This window comes from Mycolicibacterium sp. XJ2546 (assembly GCF_053483195.1).
Window position 1 is genome coordinate 139,994 of record NZ_JBEFRW010000004.1, and the last position, 16,874, is coordinate 156,867.

A 16,874-nucleotide genomic window follows, 5' to 3' on the forward strand; every position below is an offset into this window, starting at 1 on the left:
AGAACGCAAACTGAATCTAACATCAGGTTCAGTTTCGAGCAATGGCATTCGAAGGAGTCCACCGGAATGACCGTCACGCCGCGCATGCCGCTGCCGACCGTGCGCGGCAGGCAGACCAAGGCGGCCATCGACGCCGCCGCCCGCGCGGTGATTGCACGCAAAGGCATTCTGGCCACGACGATCTCAGATATCGCGGCCGAAGCCGGACGGTCCACGGCGTCGTTCTACAACTACTACGACTCCAAGGAAGCGATGGTCCGCGAGTGGGCCGTGCGGTTCCGCGACGAGGCCAGGCAACGGTCCCGCGGCGCGGAGGATCCCGCGCTGACCAACTGGGAACGCTCGCATCAGGCCGCCACCGCGCACTGGACCACGTACCGCGACCGGCTGGCCGAGATGATCAGCGTGTCACAGCTGGCGATGGTCAACGACGACTTCGCCCAGTACTGGAAGGACATCTGCGCGCTGCCGATCGCGCTGATCACTAAGATGGTCAAACATGCAGCGCGGCAAGGGTTTTGCCGCGACGACGATCCACACCTGATCGCGGTGGCGCTGGTGTCGATGCTCAACCAGTTCTGCTACACGCAGCTGTCGGGCGAGGGAACGGCCGCCGTGAACGACGAAGCGTGCATCACCACGCTGGCCAACATCTTCTACCGGACGATCTACTGCAAGGGACCCAGATGAGCAGAACACCGGTGAATGGCGGCGCGCCGGGTGTCACCCGCGAGTTCGTCGGGCTCGACTCGGCGACCGCGCGCCGAGCAGGCGCCGGCGGCCATCCGTGCCAGGGCCTCTACCACCGCGGGCTGGGCCGTAAACCCAAGGTGGCCATGATCGCCACGCACTACCAGATCGATTTCTCCGAGCACTATCTGGCCGACTACATGGCCACCCGCGGCATCGGTTTTCTGGGCTGGAACACCCGCTACCGCGGCTTCGAGAGCAGCTTCCTGCTCGACCATGCGCTGGTCGACATCGGCGTCGGGGTGCGCTGGCTGCGTGAGGTCGCCGGGGTGGAAACCGTTGTGCTGCTCGGCAACTCCGGTGGCGGGTCGTTGATGGCGGCTTATCAGGCGCAGGCCGTCGACCCGCATGCGACACCGCTGCTCGGGATGCGGCCGGCAGCCGGTCTCAGCGACCTGCCGCCCGCCGACGGCTACATCGCCAGCGCCGCGCACCCCGGCCGGCCGGACGTGCTCACCGCCTGGATGGACGGTGCGGTGACCGACGAGAACAACGCCGTCGCAACCGATCCCGACCTGGACCTGTTCAACGAGCGGAACGGGCCGCCGTACTCTGCGGAGTTCGTCGAGCGCTACCGCGCCGCCCAGATCGCCCGCAATCACGCGATCACCGACTGGGCCGACACCGAACTCAAGCGGGTGCGCGCCGCCGGCTACTCGGACCGCCCGTTTACGGTGATGCGCACCTGGGCTGATCCGCGCATGGTCGATCCGACCCTGGAACCGACGAAACGACCGCCCAACATGTGTTACGCCGGCGTCCCGGTGAAGGCCAACCGCTCGGCGCACGGCATCGCCGCGGCATCCACGCTGCGCAACTGGATCGGCATGTGGAGCCTGCGTCACGCCCAGACCCGCGCCGAACCGCACTTGGCCCGAATCGACTGTCCCGCAATGGTGATCAACGCCGAGCAGGACACCGGGGTCTACCCGTCGGACGCCAAGCGCATCTATGACGCGCTGGCAAGCACCGACAAGACGCCGTGCTCGGTCGACACCGACCACTACTTCACCACGCCCGGGGCCCGCAGCGAGAAGGCCGACCTGATCGCCAAGTGGATTGCGAAGCGATGGCGTTAAAAGTCCTCGCCCACTTCGCGCCTGGTGACAAGGTCGCCGAATCCCTTGCCCCGCACATTGATTGGCTTGACATCCGCTACTGCGCAGCCGATGACGACGACACATTCTACCGCGAGTTACCCGACGCCGACGTGCTCTGGCATGTGCTGCGCCCGATCTCGGGCGCCGACCTGGAGAAGGCGAGTCGGCTGCGGCTCGTGCACAAGCTGGGCGCCGGGGTCAACACGGTCGACGTCGACACCGCCAGCCGGCTGGGTATCGCGGTGGCCAACATGCCGGGAGCCAACGCAGCGTCGGTAGCCGAAGGCACGGTGTTGCTGATGCTGGCCGCGCTGCGCCGGCTGATCGAACTGGACCGCGCCACCCGCGAGGGACGGGGCTGGCCGTCGGACCCCAGCCTCGGTGAGACCGTGCGCGACATCAGCGGCTGCACCGTCGGGCTCATCGGCTACGGCAACATCGCAAGACGCGTCGAACGGATCGTGGTCGCGATGGGCACACCGCCATCGAAGGTGCTGCACACCAGCACTGCAGACGACGGGCATCCCGGCTGGCGGTCGCTGCCGGACCTGTTGGCCGCCAGCGACATCGTCTCGCTGCACCTTCCGCTGACCAACCAGACGCTGGGCCTGCTCGACGCGACCGCGCTGGCCCGGATGAAACCCGAAGCGGTGCTGGTGAACACCTCGCGTGGTCCGATCGTGGACGAGATCGCGCTGACCGAGACGCTGCGCGCCCGTCGGCTGGCCGCGGCCGGGCTCGACGTGTTCGCCACCGAACCGGTCTCCCCCGACAACCCGCTGCTGCGCCTGGACAACGTGGTGCTCACCCCGCACGTCAGCTGGTACACCGTCGACACCATGCAGCGCTACCTGACCCACGCCGTGGCCAATTGCCGGCGGCTGCAGGAGGGCCACGGCCTGGAGAATGTGGTCAACGCGGTCGACGGGAAACGCCATTAGCGCGCCGTCGCTGCGGGCCCGCACCGTGCGCAAAGCCGTCGTGCGGTTGGTGCCGTTTCTGATGGCGCTGTACTTCGTCAACTATCTGGACCGGACCAACCTCGGCATCGCGAAAGCCAGCATCAGCGAAGACCTGCAGCTGTCAGCGACCATGTTCGGTTTTGCGGCGGGCATCTTCTTCATCGGCTACGTCCTGGTGGAGGTGCCGTCGAACCTCGCGCTGCACAAGTTCGGTGCGCGACGCTGGCTGGCCCGGATCGCGGTGTCGTGGGGAATTGTCGTGGTGGCCATCGGATTTGCCCCCCAACGCAGCCACCCTGCTGGTGTTGCGGTTCTTGCTGGGGGTCGCCGAGGCGGGGCTGTTTCCCGGCGTCATCTTCTACCTGAGCCGCTGGTTTCCCAGCGGCTACCGGGCCCGCATCGTCGCGATGTTCATGCTGGCCACCCCGATCGCCGCCGCCGTCGGCACACCGCTGGCGGCATGGCTGATCCACGTCGGCGACGACGTCTTCGGGGCCGGCTGGCAGTTCATGATGATCTGCTGCGGCATCCCGGCGGTGGTGCTCGGGGTGGTGTGCTGGTTCTACCTCACCGACGAACCCGCCGACGCGCGCTGGCTCACCGACGAGGAACGCCGCTGGCTCGTCGAGGTATTGGCCGACGAAGAGCGTCAGGTCAGCGAGCACTTCGACTTCTCGCTGCGGCGCGCGTTGAGCAGCCCGCGGATCTGGGCGCTGGCGGTGGTGTACTTCGGGATCGCCTACGGCCTGTACGCGCTGGCGTTCTTCTTGCCGTCGATCATCTCAGGTTTCCAGCAGAGCTTCGGGCTCACGCTGTCGATCCTGCAGATCGGGATGATCACCGCGATCCCTTACGCCTGCGCGGCGATCGGGATGTATCTGTGGTCGCGCCACGCCGACCGGACCGGCGAACACGTGTGGCACGTCGGGGTCCCGATGCTGATCGGCGGCCTGACTATTCCGGTCGCGCTGTATCTGGACGGCCCGGTCCTGGTGATGATCGCGGTCGCCGTCGTCGCGGTCGGGGTGTTCAGTGCGATACCCAGTTTCTGGGCGTTGCCGTCGCGATTCCTGACCGGGGTGGCCGCCGCCGGCGCGATCGCGTTGATCAACTCGGTCGGCAACCTCGGCGGCTTCGCCGCACCGTATGTGACCGGCGCACTCGTCGATCTCACCGGAAGCGAGCGGGCCGGAATGTGGACGGTGGGCGCGGTGATGGTGCTCTCGGCGGTCGTAGTGGCCACGTTGCGCGCCACGCCTGCTCGGGACCGATCGCGTCAAGGTAGCCTCGGTCCCAACCCACCGGTTAGTTTGGGGACAGACGATACGAGGGAAGACGACCATGCCGATCGCAATCAGCACTGAGCACAACGACCTCGCCGATTCGGTGCGGTCCCTGGTGGAGCGGGTGGCGCCGTCGGAGGTGCTGCACGAAGCGCTGGAAACACCGATCCCGAACCCGCCGCCGTACTGGAAGTCCGCGGCCGAGCAGGGTCTTCAGGGGGTGCACCTCGCCGAGAGCGTCGACGGACAGGGGTTCGGCATCCTCGAGCTGGCCATCGTCCTCGCCGAGTTCGGCTACGGAGCGGTGCCGGGGCCGTTCGTCCCGTCGGCCATCGCCAGCGCGCTCATCGCAGCGCACGACCCTGACGCCAAACTGCTCAACGACCTGGCGTCCGGCAGCACCATCGCCACATACGCCATCGACTCCGGGCTGACCGCCACCCGGCAGAGCGAAGACGATTCGGCGCGCCTCGTCATCCGCGGCGAAGTGCGCGCGGTGGCGGCCGCCGCGGAGGCGTCGCTGCTGGTGCTCCCCGTCGCCGGCCTGGAGGAGGGAACGAGCGGTTCCAAGTGGGTGGTGCTCGACGCCGACCAGCTCGAGATCGAACCCGTCAAGAGCGTCGACCCGCTGCGGCCAGTGGCCCATGTGCGCGCCAACGCCGTGGAGGTCGGCGACGACCGAGTGTTGCAGAACCTGAGCCCGACGCTGGCGCGCGCGCTGATCTCGACGCTGTTGTCGGCCGAGTGCATCGGCGTCGCGCGCTGGGCCACCGACACCGCGTCGGAGTACGCCAAGATCCGCGAGCAGTTCGGCCGCCCGATCGGCCAGTTCCAGGCCGTCAAGCACAAGTGCGCGAACATGATCGCCGAGACCGAACGGGCCACCGCCGCGGTGTGGGACGCGGCCCGCGCCATCGACGAAGCGCGTGAAGGCACCGAGAACAGCGCCGACGACAGCGCGTTCGAGTTCGCCGCGGCCGTCGCCGCGACCCTGGCCCCGGTGGCCGCTCAACACTGCGCCCAGGACTGCATCCAGGTGCACGGCGGTATCGGCTTCACCTGGGAGCACGACACCAACGTGTACTACCGGCGCGCGCTGGTGCTGGCGGCGGCGTTCGGGCGCCTCGCCGACTATCCGCAGCAGGTCGTCGACGTCGCGACCAACGCGGGGATGCGCCCACTCAACATCGACCTCGATCCGGATACCGAAAAGCTGCGTGACGAGATCCGCGCGGAAGTCGCTGGGCTCAAAGCGATTCCGAGTGAAGAGCGCAACACCGCGATCGCGGAGGGTGGCTGGGTGCAGCCGCACCTGCCCAAGCCGTGGGGCCGTTCGGCCGGACCCGTCGAGCAGATCATCATCGCTCAGGAATTCGAAACGGGACGGGTCAAGCGCCCGGCCATGGGCATCGCCGCCTGGATCATCCCGTCGATCGTCGCGTTCGGCACCGATGAGCAGAAGCAGCGCTTCCTGCCGCCGACGTTCCGCGGCGAGATGATCTGGTGTCAGCTGTTTTCCGAGCCCGGCGCCGGTTCGGACCTGGCCAGCCTGAGCACCAAAGCCACCAAGGTCGACGGCGGCTGGCGGATCAGCGGGCAGAAGATCTGGACCACCGGTGCGCAGTACTCGCAGTGGGGTGCCCTGCTGGCCCGTACCGACCCCAGCGCTCCGAAACACAATGGCATCACCTACTTCCTGCTCGACATGGCCAGCGACGGCGTCGAGGTCAAGCCGCTGCGGGAGCTGACCGGCAACGCGATGTTCAACACGGTCTTCATCGACGACGTGTTCGTGCCCGACGACATGGTTCTCGGGGAGGTGAACCGCGGCTGGGAGGTCAGCCGCAACACGCTGACCGCAGAGCGGGTTTCGATCGGCAGCAGCGAGCCGCCGTTTCTGGCCAACCTCAACGGGTTCGTGGAGTTCATTCGCGACGGCCAGTTCGACCAGATCGAGCAGAACCACGCCGGTCACCTGATCGCCGAGGGTCACGCCGCCAAGATCCTCAACATGCGTTCGACGCTGCTGACCCTGGCAGGCGGTGACCCGATGCCCGCCGCCGCGATCTCTAAGCTGTTGTCGATGAAGACGGGGCAGGGCTACGCGGAGTTCGCGGTGACGTCGTTCGGCACCGACGGCGCGATCGCCGAACCCGACGAGACCCAGGGCAGGTGGATCGAGTACCTGCTCGGCAGCCGGGCCACCACGATCTACGGCGGCACCACCGAGGTGCAGCTCAATATCATCGCCGAGCGGTTGCTCGGCCTGCCGCGCGATCCGTAAAACGGGTTGCCACCGGGCGTAACCTGGTGGAATGAGCAGCCTGAGGGTTCGCACAGCGCGGGTGCTGGCCGTCGGCGCGGCGGCGGTGGGCCTGTTCGTCGCGCCCACTGTGCTGATTGACCAACCGGCAGCCCAGCACGAGGCTGCGCCCTGCTACGACGGCATCGCCCCGGGCAACCCGTACGTGACGTCGTGCAACTTCGGCCCGCGGCCGCCGAAGGTGCGCGGCGGATTGCCCGACCAGAACGCAGTGATCGCCTGCCGCGGCTTCCCCGGTTGTCTGTCCTGGTACATCAACGGTCCGTGACGTTCGTTTTAGCGGCCACAACTACGGAAACACAGGTGTTATGACCAACGACGTTGAGAAGCGGTTCAACCGGCCCGACGCGTTTCGTGCGGCCGTCAAGTACGGGGCCGTGGTGATCGCCATCGCCGCTGCCGCGTTCGCGATCTACGCGTTCGTCGACCGAACCTCGGTCGTCGCGGCCTCGACCGTGCCCGCGATCCTGCTCATCGGCGGCATCGTTGCGTTCGTCAGGACCTACCGGATGTGGAAGGCCCAGGACAGCGGCTGGGTGGCGTGGCAGGGCGCCGGCTGGTTTCTGCTCCTGCTGATGCTGGTCTGCCTGTCGGTTCCCGGCGCCGCGATGATGGGCTCCAATTGACCGTGAGCAGACGCAAACTCCCCTAAAAACCCTCGCTTTTCGGGTTTTTCACGTCTGCTCGCCGACTTCTATTTCCCGGAGTTCGCGCTTGAGGATCTTGCCGGTCGGATTTCGCGGCAGTTCATCGAGGAAGACGACCTCACGCGGAACCTTGTAGCGGGCGAGGTGATCGCGCACGTAGTGCTTGATGTCGTCCTCACCGATGGACGCGCCGTCGGTCTTGACGACGAAGGCCCGCAGGCGGTGGCCCCACTCCTTGTCCTCCACGCCGATCGCGGTGGCCTCTACAACGTCAGGATGGCCGCTGATCAGGTCCTCGACCTCGGCGGGGAACACGTTCTCGCCGCCGGACACGATCATTTCGTCATCGCGGCCGCTGACGAAGAGCAGTCCGTCCTCGTCGAAATAGCCGACATCACCCGAGGACATCAGGCCGTCGACGATCTGCTTGTGCCCACCGCCGGTGTAGCCCTCGAACGGGAAGAAGTTGCCGACGAAGATCCGGCCCACCTCGCCCTGCGGCAACTCGTTGCCGTCGTCGTCGAGGATCTTGACCTTCACACCCTTGACCACGGGCCCGACGGTGGCCGGGTTCTTCTTCAGATCCTGCGGCCGCGCGATCGTGGCGAACGCGATCTCGGTGGACCCGTAGAGGTTGTAGACGACCGGGCCGAGGTCCTCGAGCGCCCGGGTCGCCAGCTCGGCCCCGAGCTGCGAGCCGGACACGAACACGATGCGCAGCGACGACAGGTCGGGTTTACGCTCCATGCCCTCGAGGGTGTCGAGCATGCGCGACAACATCACCGGCACCACGACGATGGCGGTCACCTTGTGTTTCTCGACGTCCTCGAGCACGGTGGCCGGTTTGAAGCGGCGGCGCAGCACCAGCGTGGTGCCCAGCATCATCGCGATGGTGGCGTGCAGGAAACCCAGCGCGTGAAACATCGGCGCGGGCAGCGACGTAACCTCGTTGGCCCGGAACGGCACGTGCGAGAGCACGCCGCCGATAGGCGCCAGCGTGGGCGGTGTGCTGCGGTTGGCGCCCTTCGGGGTTCCGGTGGTGCCGCTGGTCAAGATGATGACTGACGAGTGCTTGCTGGCCTTGGGTGCGGGCCGCCCGGTGCTGCGGGCGATGACGTCGGCGAGGGTCTCGTCGGTGCTGCCCGACGGCTGCTCCTTATCGGGGTTCTTCCCCAACGCACGCAACTTGCCAAGGGGCGGTTCGGCTTTGGCGACCGCATCGGCATACTCGTCGTCGTAGATGATCAGCTTGGCACCCTCGCGCTCGGAGACCTCCTTGATTTGCGGGCCGGAGAACTCGCTGTTGAGCATGATGATGCGGGCGCCGACGCGGGCGGCACCGTAGAACGCGATGAGGAACCAGCGGTGGTTGCGCGCCAGGATGGCGACCCCGTCGCCGCCCTTGACGCCCATCGCCAGCAGGCCGTTGGCCACACAGTGCGCCGCGTGGTCGAGTTCACCGAACGTGATCTCGCCGTCGTCGTCGATCACCGCGGCGCGGTCCGGGGTGCGGCGGGCGTTGAGCGCCGGGATCATCCCGAACTCACCCCAGCGCCGGATGTCCGCCAACATCGCGGCGATGTTCTGGGGCGGCTCGAGCTTGAACGCTCCAGCGCCGAACATCTTGGTGAAGTAGTGCAATTCGGCCGAGCCGCGTTCGAGAAGCTGCTGCGCTTTGGCCGCGGCCAGCGTCGGGACATCTGTCAGCTTGGGCATACCGCCACAATATGTGACTTGCGTCGCACGGCGGCAGGAATGCTGCGCGCAACTACCATGGCGACATGGCCGGTCCGCTCCAGCTCGAGGTGGGCGGCAGGCAGGTGCGGGTCACCAACCCCGACAAGGTGATCTTTCCCGATCTCGGGGTCACCAAAATCGATCTGATCCACTACTACCTCGCGGTGGCCGACGGCGCCCTGCGCGGGGTCGCGGACCGGCCGATGATCCTCAAGCGGTTCGTCAAGGGCATCACCGAAGAAGCGGTCTTCCAGAAGCGCGCACCCGCGAAGCGACCCGAGTACGTCGACGTTGCGGAGTTGAAATACGCGTCGGGGACGTCGGCCGCCGAGGCCGTCATCTCCGACGCCGCCGGGCTGGTGTGGGCGGTGAACATGGGCTGCGTCGATTTGAACCCGCATCCGGTAAGGGCCGACGACCTCGCACACCCCGACGAGTTGCGCGTCGACCTCGACCCGATGCCCGGCGTGACGTGGCGCCAGATCGTCGACGTCGCCCTGGTCGCCCGTGAGGTCCTCGAGGACCACGGGCTGACGGCGTGGCCCAAGACGTCGGGATCGCGCGGCTTTCACATCTATGCGCGCATCCAACGGCGGTGGCCGTTCAAGTTCGTCCGCCTCGCCGCGCAGGCGGTGGCCCGCGAGGTCGAGCGACGCGCACCCGATCAGGCCACCGCCCGCTGGTGGAAAGAGGAACGCGAAGGCGTGTTCGTCGACTTCAACCAGAACGCCTTCGACCGCACGGTCGCCTCCGCGTACTCGGTACGCGCGACGCCCGACGCGCGGGTCTCGACACCGCTGCGGTGGGGCGAAGTGCCCGACTGTCAGCCCGAGGAGTTCACGATCGCGACGGTGCCCAAACGGTTCGAGGCCATCGGCGACCCGTGGGCGGACATGGACGACTCGGCCGGTTCGCTGGAGGCCCTGCTCGACCTCGCGGACCGGCTCGGCCCGCCCGAGAAGGCGCCGCGCGGCGCAAAGAAGAGCTCGGCCGGCCGCCGGGTCTCCTCGAAGCCGCTCATCGAGATCGCCCGCACCAAAACCAAGGACGAGGCGATGGCAGCCCTTGACGAGTGGCGCCAACGTTACCCGTCGGTAGCCGAAAAGCTGCGGCCCGCAGATGTTCTCGTCGACGGCATGCGCGGGCCGAGTTCGATCTGGTATCGGATCCGGATCAACCTGCAGCATGTGCCGGAAAAACAGCGGCCACCACAGGAACTCTTGCTCGCCGATTACGACCCGTGGGAGAACTATTCGGGTCCGCAATGGATGCGCCGCGACTGACGATTTGCTACTGCGGCCGAAAACGGCTTCCTTACCAAAGTATTAGCCACCACTCCCGGTTGCCTTAGATTGGCCGCCTACCTTGGACTTCAAGTTGAGGACCTCGAGAGGAGGCAGTGGTGTACGGAAATCCGTCATTCGACTGCGCTGGGGCCCAGATTCACGCGGTTTGTCGCCAACTGGCCACAGTCGTGACCATCAGCGGTGTCGTCGATGACACCAACATCGAGCGCGTTACGGCGTTCGCCCGGCGGTTCGTGCTCGCCGAGAAGGGCTTCGTGCTCGACCTGAGTGGCGTGACTTCGTTTACCCCGCAATGTGTTTCGTTGTTCTACGGCGTAGACGAAGCCTGCTTTGCCACCGAGGTCCAGTGGGCGTTGATCACCAGCGCCGCGGTGGAGGACGCGCTCGGCGGCGTCGCGGCCGGCTTCCCGGTCGCCGCCTCTGTGCCCGACGCCCTTCACCGATTCGCCGCAGGTATCGACGAACGCCGCCGCCTGCTGCCGTTGCTGACCAAGAAGACCGCATAGCGGAAAGGTCCAAATACCGTGCTACTCGATATTCGCTGGCTGGGATACCTGCTCGGTCGGCGGCACGACAAGCGCCCCTAGGGGTTGCTTCGCACCTCGGTATCCGGCGTCGGCGCCGCAGCGCCCTGTAACGCCCGGCTCAGGCCGAGGCACTCGCTACCGCCGCACGGAATCCCGTACAGCGTGGGCAATTGGTTCGGGCCCCGCTCATCGATATGCCTTTCCGGTGGGTTCACACTCGGTATGCAGTCGGCGATCCTGATGCTGCCGGTCATCTCGTTGGTGCACGACTGCGCCCTCGGTAGCAGGGTCGGGTTGGTTTGACCAGCCACCACCACGACCGCGGGTACTGCCGCAAGCGCACCGATGAGCGCCGCGGCGGAAATCACTCGACTGCGATGACATTGGAGTGCCAACATCTCCTCCGTTCTCATTGCGTGTCCTTGAATGCATACCCAGCGGCGCTTCGCGCTACGCCTTCCGCACCGCACGGGCGGGCATATGCACTGGATCGTTGACGGCATGAACGTCATCGGGTCGCGCCCCGATGGCTGGTGGCGTAACCGGGCCGGGGCGATGGCCACGCTCGTCGGCCACCTCGAGCGATGGGCTCCCGAAGACGACCACGTCACGGTGGTCTTCGAACGTCCGCCATCGCCGCCCATCGAGTCCTCCGTCATCACCATCGCCCACGCACCGCGAGCCGCGGCGAACTCCGCCGACGACGAGATCGTGCGGTTGGTGCTCGCCGACGAGCACCCCGCCGACGTCGTTGTCGCCACCTCTGATCGCGCGCTGTCCGAGCGGGTCCGGGCCGCTGGTGCAGCGGTCTACCCGGCGGAGAGGTTGCGCAACCTCGTCGATCCGAGCTGAGCGGCGGCCGGCGCCCACTCGGGCGGGCGGCCCAGGTGCAGCAGGAGCCGGTCGAAGTTCCCTGCCGCCGTGCTGACATCGAGCGCCTTGGCGAACGGAGAGTTCGGCGCGGTGCGGATGTCGCCGTCGGGGACGGCCAGCGCCAGCGGCAGCACGGCACTCAGCACGTCGGCCTCTGGCGTGAACGCCACGCCAAGCGAGCGGGCGACGTCCCAGGCATGCACGACATAGTCCACGAAGTGGAAGCCGATCGCCATCTCGCCGGGAATGGTTGCGCCAGGCCCGAATTCGGGCATGGCGAAGGTGGCGTCGAGCACGCCGTCGGCGTCGAACGCGGCGAGCACCTCGGCTGCTGCCGCGGCGTACGCTGCCGCGGGATCGGCCCGGACCGTATCGGCCACCGTGGCGGGCGCCCAGACCGCCAGGTCTGCGCCCTGTCCGTGGGCCGCCGCGGCGAACCCGTAATGCTGCACGGTCATATGCGCCAGCAGATCGGCAAGATCCCAACCCGCGCACGGCGTCGAACGGTCGAGGTCCTCAGTTGTCACGCCCGCGACGACGTCGACGGATGCGGTGACGGCGCGGCGATGCAGCGGTCGGACGTCAGAGATATTCGTATGCATGCGCTTACGATAGGCACACGTCTATGATTGGTCAATGCCTAATATCCGGTCATGCCCTTCGAGGCCAACCGCCCCGACCTGGCCGCGATGCTCGCCCCACTCATCCGCGAGTTGATCGCCGCCGAGCAGCCCGTGCTGGCCGAACACGGGCTGTCGATGTGGGGGTACGCCGTACTCCTGGCACTCGACAACGCGCCGGTGCGCACCCAGGCCGCGCTGGCCTCCGCCATCGGCGCCGACAAGACGCGCATCATTCCCACGCTCGACGAACTGCAGGCCAAGGGCTACATCGAGCGCAGACCCGACCCCGACGACCGGCGGGTGCGCCTGCTGGCGATCACCGACACCGGCCGGGCGGTAAAGGATGCGGCGCAGGCCGACATCCAACGCGGCGAGGAGCAGTGGCTTTCAGTGCTCTCGGCCGGAGACCGACGGGTGTTTCTGCGCGCGCTCGCCGAGATGACGGGCTCTGGGCGGCGCCCATAAGCTCAGACGGATGAACCGCCTCGATCGCTTCTTCGAGATCTCGGCGCGGGGATCGACGGTGGCGACCGAGGTTCGCGGTGGCCTGGTCACGTTCATCGCGATGGCCTACATCATCGTGCTCAACCCGAGCATCCTCGGGGGCAGCGACGACGTCGCAGGCAACAGCCTGGCGTTCGAGCAGGTCTCGGCGGTGACGGCGCTGGCCGCGGGTGTGATGACCATCCTGTTCGGCCTGGTGGCGCGGCTACCGTTCGGGTTCGCCGCCGGCCTTGGCATCAACTCGTTCGTCGCCACCACCCTGGTCGGCTCGCTGACCTGGGCCGAGGCCATGGGCCTCGTGGTCGTCAACGGCGTGATCATCGTGGTCCTGGCCGCCACCGGGCTGCGCCGGCTGGTGTTCGATGCGGTGCCGATGCCGCTCAAGCTGGCCATCACGGCAGGCATCGGGTTGTTCATCCTGTTCATCGGGCTGGTCGACGCCGGCTTCATCAGCGCCACCGGGCTGCCGTCCCCGCCGGTGGGGTTGGGCGGCGACGGAAGCGGTTCGATCAGCACGGTGCCGACGGTGGTGTTCGTGGTGACGTTGCTGCTCACCGCGGTTCTGGTTGCTCGACGGGTGCCTGGCGCGATCTTGATCGGGCTTACCGCGGGCACCACTGCCGCAGTGGTCATCGAGGCCATCTGGCATCTCGGCTCGGCGGCCGAGCATCCCGGCGGCTGGTCGTTGGGGGCGCCGACGCTGTCGGGTTCGCCGTTCGCGGTGCCCGATCTGTCGCTGGTCGGCGCGGTCAGCCTGGACAGCTTCGGACGCATCGGTGTGATCGCCGCCGTCATGTTCGTGTTCACGCTGGTTTTCGCGAACTTCTTCGACGCGATGGGCACGTTCACCGGACTGTCCCGCGAGGCCGACCTGGCCGACGAGAAGGGCACCTTCCCGCGCCTGCGCTCGGCGCTGATCGTCGAGGGCACTGGCGCGGTCGTGGGCGGTGCGACGTCGGCGTCGTCGAACACCGTCTTCGCCGAATCGGGCGCCGGCATCGGTGAGGGCGCCAGGACCGGTTTGGCCAACCTGGTGACCGGCGGGCTGTTTCTGGCCGCGATGTTCGTCTCGCCGCTGGCGTCCGTGGTGCCGACCGAAGTCGCAGCGGCCGCGCTGGTGGTCGTCGGCGTGATGATGGCATCGCACCTGCGCCACGTCGACCTCTCGGAGTTCTCGGTTGCGCTGCCGGTGGTGCTCACCGTCGTCGCGATGCCGTTCTCCTACTCGATCGCCAACGGCATCGGCGTCGGGTTCATCGCCTGGGTCGTATTGCGTTCGGCCACCGGCAAGTTCCGCGAAATCAGCCCGCTGCTGTGGATCGTGGCCGCGGGATTTCTGCTCTACTTCGCCCGCGGCTGGATCGAGTCGCTGATCGGCATGTAAAGCCGCTCAGCTGTCGGCTTCCCCGTCGGCCTGGCGCTTCTGCTTCTCCGCGTCGGCCAGATCTGACATCTGGTCGGCCTGGGAGCGCTTGTTCGCCGCCGCGACGCGTTTGTCCGTCGAATCGTTGAGCTTCGCGGTGGCCGCCGCCGCGGCTTGCTGTTCGGCCTTGGTGATCTCGGCGCGCTCCTGGTTCTTGGCCGATTCGACGGACTTCTTCCGCCGCTCAGCGACTTCGTCGGCCCGCTTGGTACCGCCGGAGATACGGTTTTCGGCATTCTCGACCGCTGCGCGGTTGCGCTGCTGAGCGTTGCTTTGTGCCTGCTTGACTTGCTGGTTCTTGTCCTCGCGGGCCTGGTTCTTGGCTTCAGCCGCTTCCTGGCGGGTGCGCTTCAATTCGGTGTTGGCGTGCTTGACCCGCTCGGTGGCGGTCTCCTCGAGCTGGGTGGCACGGCGCAGCGCGTCGCTGCGCTCGAGCAGTGCCGTGCCCCGCTGTTCCACCTCGGGGGCGTCGAGCACGCTTCCGACGGTGACGTCGAGCTTGCCGAGCGAACGCTCATAGAACAGCCGCGCCGGCGCCTCGGAGTCCATCCGGGAGACCACCTGCTCCTCGATCACCTGCAGGGGCAACCGGGCGAGCTGGTACTGGAAGCGCAGTACTGCGAACGGAACATCGGTGATTTTCATCGTCAGCTCCCTTCCCGATCGTTCGGTACGCCCGCCTCGTCGGCCAGTTCCTCGGCGCGCTCGCGGGCACGCGCGGCGTCAGCGCGGTCATGCGCCGATGTCCGCACGGACTCCCATTGGTCATCGAGTGCCTCGTCGGCTTCTGCGTGTGCGGCGGCGGTTTCGACACGCTCTTCCGCCCTGGCCTCCTGCACCTGACGTTGCGCATCGCGCTGGGCCTGCTGCCGCTCGGCAGCCAGGTCCTGGTGGGCGGCCTCGGTCACGGTGCGCTTTTCGGCGGCCCGCTGCCGGTCGGCCTGCTGCTTTTCGGCCGCGGCCGCTGCCTCTACCCCGGTGCGCTCGGCGGCGCCTTCGAGGCGGGCTTCGGCGGCCTCGGCGCGCGCCTGCTCGGCTTCGGCCTCTGCCACCGATGCGGTGGTGCTGGCCTCCTTGCGCTTGCGGGCCTCGGTCTGCTCGAGTTGTCCCTCAGCGGTGAGCGAGTCGTTGCGGGTGACGGCGCCGACGACCTCTTTCGCCTTGCCCTTCACCGACGCGAGCATTCCCTTACGCGCCTGATCAGCCTTGTTGTGCTGGGTCACTTGTTCCTCCTGAAACTGTCTGGGGACGGGTTTCACCGATCGCCGCGATGTCAAACGCGATGTGCCCAGGCCCACTCCAAGGCCCAACTACACGTGGCGTCGGTCATCGGGGGCGTTGCGGGTGCGCCCGAGAATCAGACCCAACGCGAGCATTCCGACAGCCAGACCGAAATGCAGCCAATCATCGGCTGTGTTGAGCGGCACAAAGTTGGCGGCGGAGTCATGGTCGATGATCAGCCCATAAAGCCACAGCAGCGCATAGACGATGCCGCTGACGATCAGAAAACCGCGCGCCCCGTTGAAGGTGCGCGACAGCGCCAGCCCCAACACTCCGAACAACAGGTGCACGATGTTGTGCAGGACCGAGACGTTGAACACGCCCAACAGCAGGGCCCCGGAATGGTGGCCGGCGAACGTCATCGTGTCGTAGTTCGTGGTGATGCCCGGGATGAAGCCGAGCACGCCCACCAGTAAAAACACCGCGCCGACGGCGAGCGACGCCCACTGCACGGGTGCCCGGCCGGAGGTCGGTGAAGCCGCGGGACTGCCTTGAGTACCTGGAGTTGCCATGGCCGCCGGGTAGCCGATCAAGCGCTGTTGAAACACCCGGAAAGTTTCGCTACCAGCGGCACCGGTAACGCTCGTGCCATGAGTGAAGACTGGGAGTGCGTCGTGGTCGGCGGCGGCGCCGCGGGATTGAGCGCCGCGTTGGTATTGGGCCGGGCGCGCAGGCGCACCCTGCTGGTCGACGCCGGCGAGCAGAGCAACTCCGCGGCATCGGCGATCGGCGGGCTGCTGGGCCACGACGGCCGCGCGCCCGACGACCTGTATGCGACCGGTCGCCGTGAACTGGCCGCGTATCCGAATGTGCAGTACCGCGAGGGACAGGTGGTCAGTGGAGCCGCCGTCGACGACGGGTTTCTGCTGGACATGGACAACGGTGAGCGGGTAGCCGCCCGGCGGGTGCTGCTGGCCACCGGGATGCAATATTGCCCGCCGGACCTTCCCGGGCTCGACCCGCTGTGGGGCACCTCGGTGTTTCAGTGCCCGTTCTGTCACGGCTGGGAAATGCGGGACAAGCGGCTGGCCACCCTGGCCGCAGGGGAGGAAGCGGTCCACTCGGCGCTGATGCTGCGCGGCTGGAGCGACGACGTCGTCCTCCTCACCGACGGGGCCGCCGAACTCGACGCCGATGCGCGCCGACGACTGGACGCAGCCAACGTCGCGATCGACGAACGCCGCGTCGTCGAACTCATCAGCCACGACGGAGCGCTGACCGCGATCGCATTCGCCGACGGTGACCGGCTACCGCGGGACGGGCTCCTGGTCGAAGCCCCGCTGCGCCAGCGTTCGCCGCTTGCCGAAAAGTTGGGCGCCGCCTGCGCCGAAGGCGCCCTTTCTGCCGACACCGTCGGCGTGGACGCACTGCACCGAACCAGCGCACCGGGCGTGTTCGCCGCTGGCGACCTGTGCGCTGAACAGCCGTATGTGGCCGGGGCCATCGCCGCGGGATCCCAAACCGCGATGATCATCGTCCAGAGCTTGTTGGCCGACGAATTCCAACTGCCCTATCCGCCGGACGGCGACTAAGC

The 16,874-nt window shown here is 67.2% G+C and carries 18 protein-coding genes and 1 pseudogene; 13 read left to right on the forward strand and 6 right to left on the reverse strand.

Annotation, left to right across the window (positions count from 1 at the left end; all coding sequences use genetic code 11):
- The first annotated feature begins 66 nt into the window (after positions 1 to 66).
- The 7 genes and pseudogenes from ABQE44_RS09605 to ABQE44_RS09635 all read left to right on the forward strand — a co-directional run bounded on the left by ABQE44_RS09605 (position 67) and on the right by ABQE44_RS09635 (position 7,044).
- Positions 67 to 690: a TetR/AcrR family transcriptional regulator gene (locus ABQE44_RS09605; RefSeq protein WP_448392490.1), complete on the forward strand. Its 624-nt coding sequence runs from the start codon at positions 67 to 69 to the stop codon at positions 688 to 690.
- Positions 687 to 1,829 (forward strand): alpha/beta hydrolase family protein, encoded by a 1,143-nt coding sequence (locus ABQE44_RS09610; protein WP_448429392.1) that lies wholly within the window; start codon positions 687 to 689, stop codon positions 1,827 to 1,829. Before ABQE44_RS09605 ends, ABQE44_RS09610 begins: the two co-directional genes overlap by 4 nt.
- Positions 1,820 to 2,791: a 2-hydroxyacid dehydrogenase gene (locus ABQE44_RS09615; protein WP_448392492.1), complete on the forward strand. Its 972-nt coding sequence runs from the start codon at positions 1,820 to 1,822 to the stop codon at positions 2,789 to 2,791. The genes ABQE44_RS09610 and ABQE44_RS09615 overlap by 10 nt, the downstream gene beginning before the upstream one ends.
- A pseudogene (locus ABQE44_RS09620) lies at positions 2,757 to 4,176 on the forward strand (MFS transporter). Before ABQE44_RS09615 ends, ABQE44_RS09620 begins: the two are co-directional and overlap by 35 nt.
- Positions 4,154 to 6,379 carry an acyl-CoA dehydrogenase family protein gene (locus tag ABQE44_RS09625; protein ID WP_448429394.1) on the forward strand — a complete coding sequence of 742 codons (2,226 nt, stop codon included), beginning with the start codon at positions 4,154 to 4,156 and terminating at the stop codon, positions 6,377 to 6,379. Before ABQE44_RS09620 ends, ABQE44_RS09625 begins: the two are co-directional and overlap by 23 nt.
- A gap of 31 nt (positions 6,380 to 6,410) precedes the next feature.
- Entirely contained in the window at positions 6,411 to 6,686 is a 276-nt protein-coding gene (locus ABQE44_RS09630; RefSeq protein WP_448392495.1) for a hypothetical protein, read from the forward strand.
- A 40-nt stretch (positions 6,687 to 6,726) separates the two neighbouring features.
- A complete protein-coding gene (locus tag ABQE44_RS09635) occupies positions 6,727 to 7,044 on the forward strand; it encodes a hypothetical protein (protein ID WP_448392496.1) in 318 nt (105 codons plus the stop codon).
- A 48-nt stretch (positions 7,045 to 7,092) separates the two neighbouring features.
- Here the strand turns inward: ABQE44_RS09635 and fadD2 are convergent, their stop codons facing one another.
- Positions 7,093 to 8,781, reverse strand: a complete 1,689-nt coding sequence (gene fadD2, locus ABQE44_RS09640; RefSeq protein ID WP_448392497.1) for a long-chain-fatty-acid--CoA ligase FadD2 — start codon at positions 8,779 to 8,781, stop codon at positions 7,093 to 7,095.
- Between the two features lie 65 nt (positions 8,782 to 8,846).
- Here fadD2 and ABQE44_RS09645 point away from each other — a divergent pair, with 65 nt between their 5' ends.
- Both ABQE44_RS09645 and ABQE44_RS09650 read left to right on the forward strand, forming a co-directional pair.
- The gene (locus tag ABQE44_RS09645) at positions 8,847 to 10,085 is read left to right on the forward strand and encodes a DNA polymerase domain-containing protein (RefSeq protein WP_448392498.1); all 1,239 of its coding nucleotides are present in this window, start codon (positions 8,847 to 8,849) and stop codon (positions 10,083 to 10,085) included.
- A 191-nt stretch (positions 10,086 to 10,276) separates the two neighbouring features.
- Positions 10,277 to 10,615, forward strand: a complete 339-nt coding sequence (locus ABQE44_RS09650) for an STAS domain-containing protein (protein WP_448392499.1) — start codon at positions 10,277 to 10,279, stop codon at positions 10,613 to 10,615.
- Positions 10,616 to 10,692: 77 nt separating this feature from the next.
- Here the strand turns inward: ABQE44_RS09650 and ABQE44_RS09655 are convergent, their stop codons facing one another.
- Positions 10,693 to 11,049 carry a hypothetical protein gene (locus ABQE44_RS09655; RefSeq protein WP_448429395.1) on the reverse strand — a complete coding sequence of 119 codons (357 nt, stop codon included), beginning with the start codon at positions 11,047 to 11,049 and terminating at the stop codon, positions 10,693 to 10,695.
- 67 nt (positions 11,050 to 11,116) lie between these two features.
- Here ABQE44_RS09655 and ABQE44_RS09660 point away from each other — a divergent pair, with 67 nt between their 5' ends.
- Positions 11,117 to 11,488: an NYN domain-containing protein gene (locus ABQE44_RS09660; RefSeq protein WP_448392687.1), complete on the forward strand. Its 372-nt coding sequence runs from the start codon at positions 11,117 to 11,119 to the stop codon at positions 11,486 to 11,488.
- Here the strand turns inward: ABQE44_RS09660 and ABQE44_RS09665 are convergent.
- Positions 11,446 to 12,111 (reverse strand): TIGR03086 family metal-binding protein, encoded by a 666-nt coding sequence (locus tag ABQE44_RS09665; protein WP_448392500.1) that lies wholly within the window; start codon positions 12,109 to 12,111, stop codon positions 11,446 to 11,448. The two genes, ABQE44_RS09660 and ABQE44_RS09665, sit on opposite strands and share 43 nt — an antisense overlap.
- A gap of 51 nt (positions 12,112 to 12,162) precedes the next feature.
- Here ABQE44_RS09665 and ABQE44_RS09670 point away from each other — a divergent pair, with 51 nt between their 5' ends.
- Together ABQE44_RS09670 and ABQE44_RS09675 are read left to right on the forward strand one after the other, a co-directional pair.
- Positions 12,163 to 12,597, forward strand: a complete 435-nt coding sequence (locus tag ABQE44_RS09670; protein WP_448392501.1) for a MarR family winged helix-turn-helix transcriptional regulator — start codon at positions 12,163 to 12,165, stop codon at positions 12,595 to 12,597.
- Between the two features lie 10 nt (positions 12,598 to 12,607).
- A complete protein-coding gene (locus ABQE44_RS09675; protein WP_448429397.1) occupies positions 12,608 to 14,020 on the forward strand; it encodes an NCS2 family permease in 1,413 nt (470 codons plus the stop codon).
- A gap of 6 nt (positions 14,021 to 14,026) precedes the next feature.
- On the opposite strand, the gene ABQE44_RS09680 is transcribed toward ABQE44_RS09675, so the two are convergent.
- The 3 genes from ABQE44_RS09680 to ABQE44_RS09690 form a co-directional block, all read right to left on the reverse strand.
- The gene (locus ABQE44_RS09680; protein ID WP_448392503.1) at positions 14,027 to 14,704 is read right to left on the reverse strand and encodes an IF2 family translation initiation factor; all 678 of its coding nucleotides are present in this window, start codon (positions 14,702 to 14,704) and stop codon (positions 14,027 to 14,029) included.
- Between the two features lie 2 nt (positions 14,705 to 14,706).
- Complete coding sequence (locus ABQE44_RS09685) at positions 14,707 to 15,282, reverse strand: CsbD family protein (protein WP_448429399.1); 576 nt, start codon at positions 15,280 to 15,282, stop codon at positions 14,707 to 14,709.
- A gap of 87 nt (positions 15,283 to 15,369) precedes the next feature.
- Positions 15,370 to 15,852: a DUF4383 domain-containing protein gene (locus ABQE44_RS09690; RefSeq protein ID WP_448429401.1), complete on the reverse strand. Its 483-nt coding sequence runs from the start codon at positions 15,850 to 15,852 to the stop codon at positions 15,370 to 15,372.
- 78 nt (positions 15,853 to 15,930) lie between these two features.
- On the opposite strand from ABQE44_RS09690, the gene ABQE44_RS09695 reads away from it, so the two are divergent.
- Positions 15,931 to 16,872 (forward strand): NAD(P)/FAD-dependent oxidoreductase, encoded by a 942-nt coding sequence (locus ABQE44_RS09695; protein ID WP_448429403.1) that lies wholly within the window; start codon positions 15,931 to 15,933, stop codon positions 16,870 to 16,872.
- Positions 16,873 to 16,874 lie beyond the last annotated feature (2 nt).